Annotated in this window: 12 protein-coding genes; all 12 read left to right on the top strand. The window is 69.4% G+C overall.

The genetic code is table 11. The features are described from left to right. The first annotated feature begins 281 nt into the window (after window positions 1-281). Entirely contained in the window at window positions 282-3218 is a 2937-nt protein-coding gene (locus ACFWY6_RS00995) for a lantibiotic dehydratase (RefSeq protein WP_384684692.1), read from the top strand. Then, window positions 3205-4464, top strand: coding sequence for a lanthionine synthetase C family protein (locus ACFWY6_RS00990; protein ID WP_384684689.1), 1260 nt, complete (start codon window positions 3205-3207; stop codon window positions 4462-4464). Before ACFWY6_RS00995 ends, ACFWY6_RS00990 begins: the two co-directional genes overlap by 14 nt. Before the next feature lie 17 nt (window positions 4465-4481). Continuing rightward, window positions 4482-6572, top strand: coding sequence for a methyltransferase, FxLD system (gene fxlM / locus ACFWY6_RS00985; RefSeq protein WP_384684686.1), 2091 nt, complete (start codon window positions 4482-4484; stop codon window positions 6570-6572). Between the two features lie 127 nt (window positions 6573-6699). After that, the gene (locus tag ACFWY6_RS00980; RefSeq protein WP_384684683.1) at window positions 6700-7680 is read left to right on the top strand and encodes a hypothetical protein; all 981 of its coding nucleotides are present in this window, start codon (window positions 6700-6702) and stop codon (window positions 7678-7680) included. Window positions 7681-7738: 58 nt separating this feature from the next. Beyond that, on the top strand, window positions 7739-8110 hold the full coding sequence (locus tag ACFWY6_RS00975; protein WP_384684680.1) for a hypothetical protein: 372 nt from the start codon (window positions 7739-7741) through the stop codon (window positions 8108-8110). Further along, the gene (locus ACFWY6_RS00970) at window positions 8100-8531 is read left to right on the top strand and encodes a DUF6093 family protein (protein ID WP_384684677.1); all 432 of its coding nucleotides are present in this window, start codon (window positions 8100-8102) and stop codon (window positions 8529-8531) included. The genes ACFWY6_RS00975 and ACFWY6_RS00970 overlap by 11 nt, the downstream gene beginning before the upstream one ends. Next, window positions 8531-8959, top strand: a complete 429-nt coding sequence (locus ACFWY6_RS00965) for an HK97 gp10 family phage protein (protein WP_384684674.1) — start codon at window positions 8531-8533, stop codon at window positions 8957-8959. The genes ACFWY6_RS00970 and ACFWY6_RS00965 overlap by 1 nt, the downstream gene beginning before the upstream one ends. After that, complete coding sequence (locus tag ACFWY6_RS00960; RefSeq protein ID WP_384684670.1) at window positions 8956-9399, top strand: hypothetical protein; 444 nt, start codon at window positions 8956-8958, stop codon at window positions 9397-9399. The genes ACFWY6_RS00965 and ACFWY6_RS00960 overlap by 4 nt, the downstream gene beginning before the upstream one ends. 131 nt (window positions 9400-9530) lie before the next feature. Next, window positions 9531-10172, top strand: a complete 642-nt coding sequence (locus tag ACFWY6_RS00955; RefSeq protein WP_384684668.1) for a hypothetical protein — start codon at window positions 9531-9533, stop codon at window positions 10170-10172. A 2-nt stretch (window positions 10173-10174) separates the two neighbouring features. Further along, window positions 10175-10729, top strand: coding sequence for a hypothetical protein (locus ACFWY6_RS00950; protein ID WP_384684665.1), 555 nt, complete (start codon window positions 10175-10177; stop codon window positions 10727-10729). Continuing rightward, complete coding sequence (locus ACFWY6_RS00945; RefSeq protein ID WP_384684661.1) at window positions 10672-11070, top strand: hypothetical protein; 399 nt, start codon at window positions 10672-10674, stop codon at window positions 11068-11070. The genes ACFWY6_RS00950 and ACFWY6_RS00945 overlap by 58 nt, the downstream gene beginning before the upstream one ends. A gap of 33 nt (window positions 11071-11103) precedes the next feature. After that, a partial coding sequence (locus ACFWY6_RS00940; RefSeq protein WP_384684658.1) for a phage tail tape measure protein occupies window positions 11104-15132 on the top strand: 4029 nt, incomplete at its 3' end.

The following is a 15132-nucleotide window of genomic DNA, read 5'->3' as shown; positions in this document are numbered from 1 at the left end:
GCGGGGGCGCCCCCCCCACCCCCGGGCGCCCCCCCCGCCCCGCCGGCGGGGGGCCCCCCCCGGGGGGTGTCCCCCCGGGGCCCCCCCCCCCCCCGGACTCAATGGAACAGGGAGGGTGCATGGATTCCAGGAACGGCGGGCCACTGTACCGGTGCGCAGACACGGCGCTCGTGCGCGCCGCCCGATACTCGAGGCTGTCGCTACCGGCGTGGCCTGACCTCGCCGACGACTCCCCGGCTCAACAGCTGCGGTGGCAGCGGTGGCTGCGTGAAGTGTGGTCGATGCCCGAGGTTGCCGAAACCATCGAGCAGGCCAGCCCCTTACTTGCGCGGCAGGTGGACACGCTGTGCTCGTCGGCTCGGCCGGAGGCCCGTCAACTGCGCCGCTCTCTGGTGTCCGTCATCCGGTACGTGCTGCGGATGGCGGGCCGAGCAACGCCCCACGGCCTGTTCGCCGGTATCGCACCCGCGACCTTCGGAGCGCAGCCGGGGTGGACCTGGGGCGAGGGGCATCGCGCCGTCGCACGCGCCGACGGGGAGTGGATCGCTGATGCGATCAGTCGCCTGGAAGCGTGCCCCGAGTTGCTGCGACGGCTCCCCGTGATGGCCAACACCACGGCATATGTGCGCGGCGATCGGCTGATCGTGCTCTATCCGCCCCGATCGCGCCGTACCGAGAGCGGCCCCTCGACGGAAGTGTCCCTCCGCTACACCGCCGCCGCCCGGATCGCCGTGGAGGCCGCCGCCTCGCCCACCCTCTTCGACGTACTCGTGGGCAAGGTGAAGGCCGAGTTCCCCGACGTGCCCACGCACCGGGTGGACGGCCTGGTAACCAGCTTGGTCCGGCGCGGCGTTCTCATCAGCAGCCTGCACGCACCGTCCGCCACCCTCGACGCCCTCGACCACCTAGTCCGGCAGGCCGAGACCGCTGATGTGCCGCAGGCCGCGGACCTCGTGGCAGATCTGCGAGCGGTCCGAGACGCAATGGCCCAGCACAACCAGGTACTCGCCCCGGCAGACGGGCGGCGCCTGCGCACCGCCTTGCGCCAGAAGATGACGACCGTGAGCAGCGCCAAGGCGCAGCCCGTCACGGTGGACCTGCGCATGGACTGCTCGCTCACCCTGCCCGCGCAGGTCGCCCGTGAGGCGGAGAGGGCTGCCACCGCACTGGCCCGTCTCACCGCGTACCCCTTCGGCACACCCGCGTGGCAGGACTTCCACAACTGCTTCTTCGAGCGGTACGGCATCAACTCCCTCATCCCTCTTCGGGACGTCGTGGACCCGGATGTCGGGCTCGGGTTCCCGGCCGGATACCGGGACGCGGAACCCGAACAGCGAGAGGCCCTAACCGCTCGCGAACAGAGGCTGTTCTCCCTCGCCCAGGCGGCTGCGCTCGACGGCCGTGACGAGATCCGGCTGGACGAGGGCCTGATCCGCACCTTGACGGTCGGTGACCAGGACACGATGCAGGTACCGGCGCACCTGGAGCTGCGTTTCCAGATCCACGCTGAGTCACAGGCTGCGCTCAACGACGGAGCGTTCACTCTCAACGCCGTCGCGCCCTCCCGTGGAATCGGCACGACGAACGGACGATCCCTGGGGCTGCTGGGACCGGATGACCAGGCCCGCGCGGCCGCCGTGCTGGAGCGACTGCCGGTCAACGCGCCCGGCTCGCTGCCCACGCAAGTCTCCTTCGCCCCGCTCGACCGCGGCGACGCCAACGTCACCCGCGTGCCCGAACTGCTGCCAGCCGTGATCAGCCTGGCCGAGCACCGCCCGGTGGACGAGCGCACCATCACCCTCGATGACCTCGCGGTGGGCTGTGACCGCCGCAGGCTCTACCTCGTCTCCCTGTCCCGCGGGTGCCTGCTGGACCCGATGACGCTGCACGCTCTTGACCTGCGGGCCCACACGCCGCCGCTCGCACGATTCCTCACCGAGATCAGCCGTTCCCAGTCCGTAGTCCTGACGTCGTTTCCGTGGGCGTCCGCCGCCGGTCTTCCGTACCTGCCCCGGGTGCGCTATGGCCGCACGATCCTCTCCCCGGCCCGGTGGCGGCTGGACGGGGCGGAACTGCCCGACCGCCGAGCCTCCTGGGAGGAATGGCACAAGGCGCTCCACGAGTGGCGCACTCGCCGCCGGGTTCCAGACGCTGTCGCGCTGACCGAGGGCGACCAGCTGCTGCCACTGGACCTCTCCGAGAAGGCACACCTCGCGCTGCTGCGCGCCCACCTGGAGACCAACGAGTTGGCCGCCTTGGCTGAAACCGGTTCCGACAGGGGCTGGTTCGGGGGACGGGCCCACGAGATCGTCGTCCCGATGACGGCTGCTCATGCACCCCAGTGGCCGACGGTCCCGCCCGTGACCGCTGACCGTCTCCTCACACGCAACCACGGGCACCTCCCGGGAACTGCTCCGTGGCTGCTGGTCAAGCTGTACGGGCATGTCGAACGGCAACCCGAGATCCTGGCCCGTCACCTTCCCGCACTCCTCGCACAGTGGGGAGAACCGCCGACGTGGTGGTACATGCGCTACCGCGACCCTCGATCGCACCTGCGCCTACGCATCGCCGTCCCCAACCCGCAGGACTTCGCACCAGCTGCGAACCGCGTGAGCGCCTGGGCGGCCGGACTACGCCGCGCCGGGCTGCTGAACGACATGCAGTTCGCCACCTCCTACCCGGAAACCGGACGGTGGGGCACCGGGTTTCTGATGAGGATCGCCGAGGACGTCTTCGCCGCCGACTCCCACGCTCTCGCAGTCCAGTTCACCCAGAGCGAGCGCCCCCACCAACAAGCCCTCACCGCAGCGAACTTCGTCTCCCTCGCCGCTGCCTTCACCGGCAGCACAGCAAACGGCATGGACTGGCTGATCGCCCACGGCCGGATCACCGACCCACGCCCCCTGGACCGGACGGTACTTGGTGAGGCCGTACGCCTGGCCGATCCGACGAATGACTGGGCGGCTCTGCGCGCGGCCCCCGGCGGCGCGGCCATTGCTACGGCCTGGAGCGAGCGCGACGAGGTCTTGGCCCGCTACCGGGCGCGGCTGCACGACAGCGACGGCATGGACCCGAACCTCGTCCTCGACTCGCTGCTGCATGCCCATCACATCCGTGCCGCCGGCATCGACAAGGACGACGAGCGCATGTGCGTACGGCTGGCTCGCGCCGCCGCCATGGCCTGGAAGCACGGAGGGAATGACCATGGACCTGCGTGAGACTGCACGGGCCGCCGCCGACACCATCGCAGAGCGGCTTGCCACTCCGGAGGACGTACGCGCGCTGCATCACCGTCAGGGCTGGTGGCCGCAGTCCCTCGCGCACGGCGCCGTTGGCGTCGCGTTGCTGCACATCGAACGGGCACGAACAGACCAGGGGCCGTGGCAGCGCGCTCACGACTGGCTTGCTTGCGCTGCAGCAGAGCCCGCGGTCGGCGGCATCGACAGCCACCTCTACTACGGGGCGCCTGCCCTCGCGTTCGCCCTGCACGCCGCTGCCGACCGGCCTGGACGCTACGCCCACGCCTTGAACACCCTCGACCGGCACGTCACGGCGGCGACCCGCGACCGATTGGCGGGAGCCGACGCGCGCATGGACCGGGGCGAGACACCCGAGTTGGCCGAGTTCGACGCGATCCGGGGCCTGAGCGGCATGGGCGCACTCCTACTGCACCGCGATATCCACATCGACCTGTTCCGGGAGATCCTGGCGTACCTGGTCCGGCTGACCGAGCCGGTCAAGCACGACGGCGAACTCCTGCCCGGCTGGTGGAGCCACCTCGCCCCCTCCGGCGCAGTCTCCCCGGACTACCCCGACGGGCACGCCAACAACGGTGTTGCACATGGCATCGGCGGCCCCCTCGCTGTGCTCTCCCTGGCCGCCTGCCGCGGTATCACCGTCGAAGGCCACACCGACGCGATCACCCGCATCCTGGCCTGGCTTGACCAGTGGCAGCAGGATGGACCCGCTGGTCCGTGGTGGCCGTACTGGATCACCCGCGAACAGCTGCGATCCGGCAGGCCGGGCCCAGGGCCGTCCCGGCCGTCCTGGTGCTACGGGACAACTGGATTCGCCCGCACCCAGCAGCTCGCTGCCCTCGCCACCGACGACCGCGCACGCCAAGCCATGGCTGAGGGCGCGCTCCTGCAAGCCATGACCGATCCCAGCCAACTCAAGGCGACCGTCGACCTCTCTCTGTGCCACGGCTTCGCGGGCCTGGCGCACATCACGGAACTCGTTGCCGTCGAAGCCATCACCCCCGGCCTCACCGAGTGCCTGCCCCGGCTCCTGGCGCCGATCACCGATACCAACCCGAGCATGCTGGCGGCCTCGTTGCTCGACCCTCCCGGCGGCGGAGACATCGGACTCCTCGAAGGCGCCACCGGTACCGCCCTCGCCCTCCACGCCTTCCAGACAGGCACACCGTCCGTGTCCGGCTGGGACTCCTGCTTTCTGACCAACTAGCCTTGAAGAGAGGGAACATGGCAGCGGACGAATGGCCGCAACGCCTCATCCAGTTCGCCGAATGGGACCGCGCGGAGACCACAGCCGTGAAGCACCTGCTTCCGGTGCTGACCGCAGAGGAACCACAGCTGACCCAGTGGTCGTTCCTGCGTAAGTTCCCCTCCTGGCGGGTGCGTTACCGCACCAATGGCCCAGACACCGCGAAGAGCCTGGACGCTGCCCTGGACGAGCTGGTCGCCGCCGGCGTCCTTGTCTCCTGGACGCGGGGGATCTACGAGCCGGAAGAGACAGCGTTCGGTGGTCCGGCCGCCATGGAGATCGCGCACACCCTGTTCCATCACGACAGCAGTCATCTGCTTGACCAGCTGGTCCGCGAGCAGGCACCGAGCGGCCCGGGGCTGGGCCGCCGTGAGCTGGGGATCCTTCTGCTCAGCGTGGCCATGCGCGCCGCTGGACTCGACTGGTACGAACAGGGCGACGTCTGGGCGAAGATCGCGGCCGAGCGCCCCGGCTACGAACCCCGACATCCGCAACGGCACAAGGTTGCCGTCCACCGGCTGATGACCACCGATGTCAGCCTCACCAGCAGCATCGTCACGGAGGGCCAACTCGCGCCCGTGGCGGAGTGGATAGCGACGTTCGAGTGGCTCGGCCAGAAGCTCGCAGACCTCAACCGCCGAGGCCGCCTGGAACGGGGACTGAGGTCCGTACTCGCCCACCACGCGATCTTCCACTGGAACCGTCTGGGCCTCCCAGCAGAGGACCAACACACCTTGTCAACACTCGCGAAAGAGGTAGTCATGGGAACGAGCGACACCGCCGCGTCCACCGGAGCTGGGGGACCGCAGAGCACTACGGTCAACGGGGTGAACAGCGACACCATTGAAGCCAGTTCAGCCGACCGCCTGCGCACCCAGCTGATCGACCAACTGGTCGAGGAAGGATGCGTGCGCACGCCCCGCGTGGAGGAGGCCATGCGGACCGTGCCCCGTCACCTTTTCGTCCCGAACGCTCCGCTAGAGACGGCGTACAAGAACGCACCCGTGAACACTAAGTTCGACGGCAGCGGCGCCTCGATCAGCTGCGCGTCCCAGCCCGACATCGTCGGGATGATGCTGGAACAGCTGGAGGTTGAGCCCGGTCACAAGGTCCTGGAACTGGGGGCAGGTACCGGCTTTAACGCGGGGCTCCTCGGTTACCTGGTCGGAGCGAAGGGGCACGTCACCACGATCGACGTGGACGACGACATCGTGGACGGGGCCCGCACCGGACTGGCCGCCGCCGACATCCGCAACGTGGAAGTGATCCTCGGCGACGGAGCCGTAGGCCACGCAGGCAACGCGCCCTATGACCGCATCGTCGCCACAGTCGGCGCCCACGGTGTGCCCCACGCATGGCTAGACCAGCTGGCCCCCGGTGGACGACTCCTCACCCCTCTCCGCCTGCGCGGCAGCGTCTCCCGCTCGATCGCCTTCGAGCACAGGGACGGCGCTTGGCGCAGCGTCGACAGCGAGATGAACACGTTCATGCCGCTGCGCAGGGGCATCGCCGACGACCCGCGCCTCTTCGTTCCGTTGGCCCCCGACAACACCGTCACCCTCGTCACCAACGGAGACCAGACGGTCCGTCCGGACGCGTTGAGCGACGTTCTCCGCCAGCCGCGCGCCGAGGTGTGGACGGACGTGACCGTCCGGGGCCCGGAGTCGGCCGAGTACCTGGAACTGTGGCTCACCTGCACCATGCCCAACGGGCTGAGCCGGATGCCCGCGCAGCCGGAGGCCATCGACAGCGGTCTGCTCACTGCGCCCTACGCGTCCTCCACCGCTGTTTTCGAGGGCTCCACGCTCACCTACCTCACCCGGCGCCCGTACGCGAAGAAGGCCCCCGACGGCGCCAGCCTGTATGAGTTCGGCGTCATCGGCCACGGCCCCGAGGGGGAGGAGCTCGCCGGACGCGTCGCCGAGCAGATCCGCACCTGGGACCGTGACTTCCGGGGCCGCGACGTCGAGTTCGAGATCCAGCCGCTCGACGCGGCGCCGCTGGCGCCGAAGCCTGGTCGCTTCGCATTCGACAACGCACTGAACCGCATCGTCATTGAATGGCAGTGACATGGACGTCGGCCAGATAGCACGGCGGTTTCCACTCGTTGCCCGTCCGCGTCCGGCGTGCCCGCCCCTTGCGGATCGGGTCCGTGAGATCACGGGCCTGGCTCGCGCCGCTGAGCGCGACGGCACGGTGAACTCCGCGACCGTCGCGCTGAACAAGGCGGCGCTGATCGCGAGTGACTGCGGCCTGCCGGACCTGGCGCGTGCTCTGTGCTGGCGTCACACCGAGGTCTTCCTGCGCGTTCAGCCCCTGGGCGCGCAGGAGGCCCGCTACGCCCTGGAGCCCCTGGTCAACCTGGCTCGTCTGCATATCCGCGACGGCGATGGGGACGGCGCGTACCTCCTGCTCGACACCCTGATCCGAGCGGTGAGATCGAAGTCGGAAGCGACCATCGACGGCCGCACCGTGACCTTCCGGCACCTCACGTACTCGGAGGCCGACCATCAACAGGTGTGCCAGTGGCTGTGGACCGTCCTCCTCGGCGATGGGACCCGTGCCCTCGTCGCGGCCGGTCAATGGGACCGCGCACGGGCACACAGCGAGCGGCACCACGGCGTGGGCCAGCGCCTCTTCGACGGCCGCCAAGTAGAGGTCCTGGTCCGCTGCCTCGGCGGACAGCCCACGCAAGCACTGGAATTCCTGAACAACAGCACGCTGTCGGAGGACTGGGAGCGTCCCGTCGCCGCGTGCCTCGCCGTGCTCTGCCTGACCGCAGCCGGAGAGTGCCCTGTCGCCCCCGTCGAGACCATGGTGGAGAAGTACCTGACCCTCGCCCCTGCCCCCGAACTCGCCGTCTTCCGCTCCCGCGTCGGACTCGCCGTCCTCGACCTCTCCCCACAAGCCCAGCAGGCTGAAGCATTGCGCCGGCTCACGCACGAGGCAACGATGTACAGCGACGGGTACGTCGCGCGAGACGTCCTCGTTCATCCGGTGTGCCGCGAGCAGATGCGCGACGACGAGCTTCGCACGCTGTCGGCAGCCGTCGCCTCTGCTGGCCTTGGCCAGGGAAGCATCCCCGCACACCTAGAGCAGAACCTCCTGGACGCCGTCGACCTCAGCGCGGGCATCACCGAGCGCCACCTCGCCACTCGGCTACCCGTAGACCCGTGACGGCCTCAGCCGGGTGGCCACACTCGGACTGTCCGACATCCGCCATAGCGTCGGGCGAATGGAACACCACGACAACTCACAGCACCACGTGCAGATCACCGCTCACGGCGGTAGGGCCGAGGTCGAGTTAGACGGCAAGCCGGTGGACCCGCACGCCGTCAAGGCGTACTCGGTCACCCATCTCGCCGGGGAACGCCCGGAGGTCCTGCTGCACGTAGCCGACCGCGGCGACATCCGGTGGTCCGGGATGGCCCGCGTCTCTGTCGCAGACCTGCCCGACCCCGGCCCCGCCGCGGCCGTGTTCCTCGACGCGATCGATCCGGAGGCGCTGGAGCGCGCGGCGTTGGCACGGGCCGACCTCGGAACCGAGGCGAACTCGCTGACGAAGGCGATGCTCACCCAGCTCGGGGAGTGGGCCCGTGGCCTTTGACGTGGACGGTGCGCGCCGCGTTGTCGATCGCATCCTGGATGACCAGCTGGAGGTATGGCGGGACAGCGCGGGCCGTACGGACGATGTGCTGGATGAGACCACGGGCATGCTGGTGCAGCCCGCACCGGATGAGGAACTGGTCTGGGACGGGCTCGGCGCAGTGATGCCGATCAGCCGCCCCGCTATCACGCAGCCGGTCGGAGGGTCGGTTGCCGTCGAACCGCCGACCACCGACTACCAGGCCGTTCTACCGGTCGACGCTCCGGTGCTGCGTCGCGACGACGTGATCCGCGTTGCCGGATCCATCCGTCCCACGGGCTCACGCGATCGGCAGCTGGTCGGCCGCCGCTTCCGCGTCTCCGACGAAGCGGTGGGCACCTACAGCGTCGTGCGCATCGTCCGGGTCCAGGTGATCGACTGATGGCTCCGGCGAATCTCCACCCCAACGCCCATCCGGACGCGACCGCCTTCCGGGACCCGATCGCGCTGGCCGCTGTGCTGGCCCGGATGGGTCCAGCCACCCGTGCCCGCACCCGCACGATCACACGGCACCACGCCATGCTGCTGCGGGTCCGTATCCAGCGGAACGCGAGCGGTAGACCCGGCCCGAACGTGCTCACCGGGCAGTACCGCGCATCGTGGGACGTGCGGATGCGCACTGGTGGTGGCGAGGTCACCGCCGAGGTGTTCTCCGACGCGCCGCAGGCCAGACGGTTGGAGTATGGGTTCGTCGGTGTGGACTCGATCGGACGGCACTACCGGCAGCCGCCGTTCCCGCACGTCGAGCCTGCGTTCCGGCAGACCGAACCGGGGTTCGTCCAGGCTCTGGCGGACGGAGTTCTGCCGTGACCGCCCGCCTCCCGGTGACCCGCGCGCTCGCCACCCTCGTGGAGCAGGCCACCGGTCGCCCATGCGGGACGGGTGAACTCCCTCGCGTACAGGGCCAATCCGGATGGGAAGCCGCAGCTGCCCCGTACACGATCCTCGACTCACTGCCCGCCGAGTTCAGCGGCCCGCCCCTGTGGGACTGGCATGCGGACGCGGCCTGGTCCTACCAGATCACCTCGGTCGGGGAACGGGGCGATCAGGTGGAGTGGCTGGCCGACCGTGTGCGCGCCGGTGTCGTCGGGCGGAAGGGTGGTCACTGGACTCATGACCTGCATGTCCCTCAATTCCATGTCATTGACCGGGAGTTGACTTACGACGCTGGAGGCGACCCCTCTGTGTCGGCGGCAGGCGCTATCGTGTCCTACGTGCAGCGGGTCACGATCACTGTGACCCCTGCTTGAAGAAGCGATTCTTCTGATCCTCACCGCGGAGGCCCGCGCGGACGCTAGGCCCCAGGCCAGGCGAACCCCCTTTGATCATCAAGGGGCAGGGCCTCGGCACGGGACGCTGCCCCAGAAGTGGGAGCGGACCTGTGTCCACGAGCACGAAGAAGACCCAGACCCGATTTCTGCGGCGCGGCATCTCCCAGATCCTCTGGGTGCCGGACCTCAACAATCCGAAGTACCCCAGCCGCCGGGAGATCACCGACGCCTTCGGCCTGACCGATGCCGTCTCGGACATCGAGGGCTGGGCGCTGGAGAACGATCCGATCGAGACCCCGGACATGGGCTCGACGTTCAACTCCTCGATCCCAGGCAACGACAAGGCGGAGAACTCCAGCCTGACGTTCTACGAGGACCGCTTCTCCGACGCGATCGAGCAGCAGCTCCCCAAGGGCTCGAAGGGCTATGTGGTCCTTCTGCGCAAGGGTGACCTGCCCGGCTCCCGCTCGGTCGACGTGTTCCCCGTCCAGGTCGCCACCCGCGCCGCCACGTACAGCACCGGTAACGAGGCCGCGAAGTTCAAGGTGGACTTCACGATCACCGACGAGCCGTTGCTCGACCGCCCGGTGCCGAAGGCGCAGCCCCGTCCGCTGCCGGACGAGAACTGCGACGACGACCACGGTCACGGCCACCATGACCACGAGGGTGATCACGTCGACGTAACTGTGGTCAGCACCACCAAGACCAAGACCGAGGCGACGGTCCGCGAGCACGACGCCGACGAGGGCTGATCGTGTCGCGCCCCGTACAGGCCAAGCGCCCATCCCCCTCCATCACCCCGGTGGAGGGGGCGTGGTCGGCCAAGATGGATCGCCTCCGCAGCCGAGTCCTGCCCCAGAAACGGCTCCGCGTCTGCGACGATAAGGAGCTGCGCGAGCAGCACGAAGAGGCCGAGCAGGCGGCCCGCCGCGCACGGTTCGTCGCCGAGGCCAACCCGGGTGACGAGCTGGCCGCGAGCCAGCACGCCGACGCCGACTCGGCGCGGGACCAGGCCCTGTCGGCGCTGGACGCCGCCTCGGAGTTCCTGACCTTCCGTGCCCTGCCGCGCCCGGTGCTGGAAGAGGTGATCGCCGAGCACCCGCCCAGCGAACAGCAGGCGGAGGAGGGGGCGATCTTCAACGCCGACACCTTCCCCGCCGCTCTGGTCTCCGCGGCCTCCGTGGACGGCATGAGCCGTGAGGAGGCCGAGGAGCTGCTGAACGGCTGGTCGGCGCCGGACGCGAACGCGCTGTGGGACGCGGCCTGGCAGATCCAGCAGGAGAGCCGGGTCGAACTGGGAAAAGGCTGAGCCGTGACGCCGGCCTGCGCGCCGAGCTGGAGCTGTGCGAGCGGTTCCAGATCCCGCACTCGCAGTTCCTCGGTGGCGACGGTCGCTGGTCCGACCTCGACCGGGCCAAGGCATTGGCCTGGGCGGAGTGGCAGCGGTCGATGTGTCCGGAGTGCCGTACCCGGCTGGAGGAGTGGGACCGCGAACGCGGAGGCGACCCCCACGCCTACGTCACCGACACCCTTCGCTGCCCCGGCTGCGAGCTGATCGAGCAGGAACGCGATCACGTCCCGAACGACCGGTCCGGCTACGGCGTGAAGATCCAGCTCCTCCCGCGCGACCAGTACGAACAGCGCCCCTGATCTACCCCCGCACCACGTAAGGAGGCCGCCGCGGTGGCCGGGTTCACCCTCACGGTCGCGATGCGCGCCGAGGTCCGCGACCTGATCGCGGGGACTCGCGCTGCCTCCGGCCAGATGCGGACCCTGGCCGACCGCACCGATGCGGCTAACCGGTCTCTGGCCCGGCTGGATGCGAACGGGGCGCGCCTCGCAGGCCAGTTCGCCGCGCTGAACCGATCCACCCGCGCTGCCGTCGGTGAGCTGAACCGGATCTCCGCCCGCGCCGCAGCTGCCCGCGCCAGCCTGCGCGCGGCCGGGGACGACGGAGCCCGCTCCATGACCCGGCTCCAGCGCGCCACGGCCGGTGCGGGCAGGCGGGGCATGTCCGCCACCAACATGCTCGCCGGTGGCGGCCTGCTGCTCGGCGCGGGCGAAATGATCCAGGAAGGCAACCGCTACCAGAAGCAGATGAATCTGTTCCGGGCGGTCACCTCGGCCACCGCCTCACAGATGAAGCGCGCCTCGGTCGTGGCGCAGGAGCTCGGCAACGACCTGACGCTGCCCGGGTCGACGGCGGCTGACGCTGCCGAGGGCATGGTTGAGCTGAGCAAAGCCGGTTTCCGCGCCGACCAGTCCATCGATGCTGTGCGGGCCTCGCTCCAGCTCTCCTCGGCGGCCGACGTCAACGCCGCCACGTCGGCCAAGTATTTGGGCGACATCATGGACCAATTCGGTCTCGGTGCTGACCAGTCGTCGAAGGCGGCGGACACCCTGGCGGCCACGGCGAACAACGCCTCCGGCTCCATCACCGACATCTACTACTCGATGCGGTACGCCGGGCCCGTCGCCAACGCCCTTGGCGTCTCGCTCCAGGACACGGCCGCCGCGGTCGGCATGCTGGGCAAGAGCGGCATTCTCGGGCAGACAGCCGGAACGAGCCTGCGCGGGATGTTCGCGAACCTCGCTGCGCCGACCCCCCAAATGCAGGGCGCCCTCAAGAACTTGGGCATCGACGCCTGGGACGCCGAGGGAAAATTCCGCGGGCTCCGGGTAGTCATCGACGGTCTCTCGAAGGCCGAACACAGCCTGTCGCAGAAGGACTTCACCGCCGGAGTCACCAAGGCGTTCGGGAAGCCCGCGCTCAGTGGCGCCGCAGCACTCGCCCACCAGGGAACCGAGTCCTTCGACGCCCTGTCGGTGGCGGTGCGCCAGACCGGCGCTGCCGCATCCATCACCGCTTCCCGCGGACAGGGCCTGACCGGCGCGATGACCCAACTGCGCACCCAGGCAAAGCAGACCGGGCTCGCGCTGTACGAGGGCATGGCGCCCGGCCTGGAATGGGTGACCCGGCTGCTGACGCGCGGCATGGCTGGGGCCACGCCGTACCTGACCACGGCGCTGGAGTACGGACGAAACCTCGCCGTGCTGTACGGGCCCGAACTGAAGGCCAAGACGAGCGCAGGGCTCGGCGGCCTCATCGATGAGGCCCAGGCGCTGATCGGCCCGCTCAAAGAGCTCGGCGAACACACGCTGGCCACTGGCCTGAACCTGCTGATCAACGCGGGCCGCACGCTCGGCGACGTCCTCAGCAACGCGGCCGACGGCGCGGAACCGATCCTGAACGCTATCTCCGGCATCGGAGAGGACGGCGGCGCCGCAGCCAGCACGCTCGACATCATCGCGACCGTCGCCAACCTGGCCATGGACGCAGTCTCCGGCCTGTCCGCCGTGCTGGTCCCCATCGGCCACGTCGTCGGCGGACTCGTCAGCGCCTTCGGCGCGCTGCCCGCGCCCATCCAGTCGGCCGCACTGGCGATGCTGCTGTTCCGCCGCGCGCAGCCGGGCCTGACCAACCTCGCCAACACCGTCACCGGACCCGTGCGCAGCGGCTTCACCAGCTTCAACCAGCAGATGCGAATACAGCAGACCCTGGCCGCAAGCGCGGGCGTGTCACTGTCCCGGTACGGAGCGGCCTGGGCGACAGTGCAAGCCCGGGTCGGCTTCCTCGGCAACATGACCTCCGCCTTCCGCAGTGCGAACGGCGCAGGCGTGACGTTCATGGGGACGATGAACGGCGTGACCCGCGCCGCCGGTTCGGGCCTGCGATCGGCGATGTCCGGCATCTCCGGAGCCCTGGGCGGACCCTTCGGCATCGCCATGGCCGGTGTCTCGGTCGGCCTGGGGCTGCTTGCCTCCCGCCAGCAGCGCGCGGCACAGTCGGCGGCCGAGCACCAGTCCCGCATCTCCTCCCTGACAGCCGCTCTGCGGGAATCGGGCGGACAGATCAACGGCGACGTGCGCGGGCAAGCCGCGCAGGTCCTGCTCGACACGAAGGTCAGCCAGGGCCAGTTGACCAAGGTGATGGACCAGGCCGGGGTGCCAGTCTCCACGCTGACCGACGCCTACCTGGGCCAGGGCACCTCCCTGGACGCGCTGCAGAAGAAGCTCCAGGCCACGGCGGACTCACACATGGCGTACAAGGACAAGGCCGGGGGCAAGGTGAGCACCCTGGAGTACACCGACGTCGGCCAGCAGTACAAGGACGCCGCCGACGCCCTGGGTAGCGTCAAGGGCGAGATGTCCGAGTCAATCAAGAACGCGAAAGAACTGGCGAAGGCCACCAAGGGCGCGGGCGACGGCACCTCGGCGTACGACCGGCTCAAGGGGGCTGTCGGCGGCCTCGCGGACGAGACCGCCGATGCCGACACTCGCACCCGTTCCCTTAAGAGCGCCCTCGACCTGCTCTCGGGCGGCCAGATCTCCCTCCAGGCCGCGAAGGCCAAGGTGAACAGCGCCGTCCTTGAGCTGAAAGAGGGCGGTAAGAACGTCAGCCGCGACCAGGGCTACGGCGGCAAGCAGCTCGTCAACCAGGACAAGACCCTCAACACGACCACGCGCAACGGCCAGCAGCTCTACACCCAGCTCACCTCCCTGTCGGACGCGGCGGCCGACGCCTCCGTCGCCACCTTCGACCTGGCCAAGCGCAACGGCGAGGCCTTGCCCGCCGCACTCGCCAAGGCTCGCGGGGAGATGAGCCGGGCGCGGGCAGAAGCGATCAGGGCCGCCCGCAGCTACGGCCTGACCAGGACTCAGGCCGAGGGCGTTGCCGACAGCCTCGGCCTACTGCCCTCCAAAGTCAGCCTGCTGCTCCAGACCAAGGGCATGGACTCCACCCTGGCCAACCTGATCGCCGTGCAGGCCGAGTTCCACCGGCTGCCGAAGGAAAAGACCATCAAGGTCGACTCCTTGAGCGACGGCGCGCAGAAGAAGCTGCGCTCGCTGGGTTTCACCGTCAAGACCGTTCCGGGCACACGGCAGATCAAGATCACCGCGCCGACTGCTGGAGCGAAGAAGAACCTCGACACGCTGATCGGCACGCTGGGCCGAACCCCGAACGCGAAGAACGTCCGCGTCTCTGCCCCCGCGGCCGCTGCCATCAAGAGCCTGGAGGCGGTACAGGCGAAGATCCGGGCCACTCCGGGATCGAAGTCCGTGACGGTCCGCGCCCCAACAGCCAAGGCCCGCAAGGAACTGCAGGCCCTGGGTTTCCGCATCGAGAAGGTCCCTGGCTCGAAGGACGTCAAGGTCATCGTGCCGACCGGCGGGCCCCGTAAGGCCGCCGACGCCATCCAGCACCGCATCAACGCGCTGCGCGGCAAGTCGATCCAGGTAACCACCCGGCACGTCACCATCTTCGACCAGCTTCGCCAGTCCAACTCCGACACCGCCGACGCGGTGCGGCGTCAGGCCGAGAACATGCGCAAGCAGGCCAACAAGCAGGCTGACGGCGGTGTCGTCGACTACTACGCGGACGGCGGTGTGCGAGACGGAGCGCAACAGCCCCGGCGAGGCCGGCGCGAGCAGCACGTCGCGCAGATCGCCCCTGCCGGATCGTGGCGCATCTGGGGTGAGCCCGAGACTCAGGGGGAGGCATACGTACCCCTAGCGGCTTCAAAGCGCGACCGCAGCAAGGCAGTTGTCGAGACGGTCGTGGGGGGCGGGGGGGGGCCGGGGGGTGTGGTTCACCCACCCGGGCCCCGCGCGGAACGGCGGCCCGCGCTACACACCCAAGAGTCACACTCA

The sequence above is a fragment of the Streptomyces sp. NPDC059037 genome (assembly GCF_042740015.1).
Classification (GTDB): domain Bacteria; phylum Actinomycetota; class Actinomycetes; order Streptomycetales; family Streptomycetaceae; genus Streptomyces.
The sequence above is the reverse complement of the archived record's forward strand: the minus strand, read 5'-3'. Positions and strand labels throughout refer to the sequence as shown.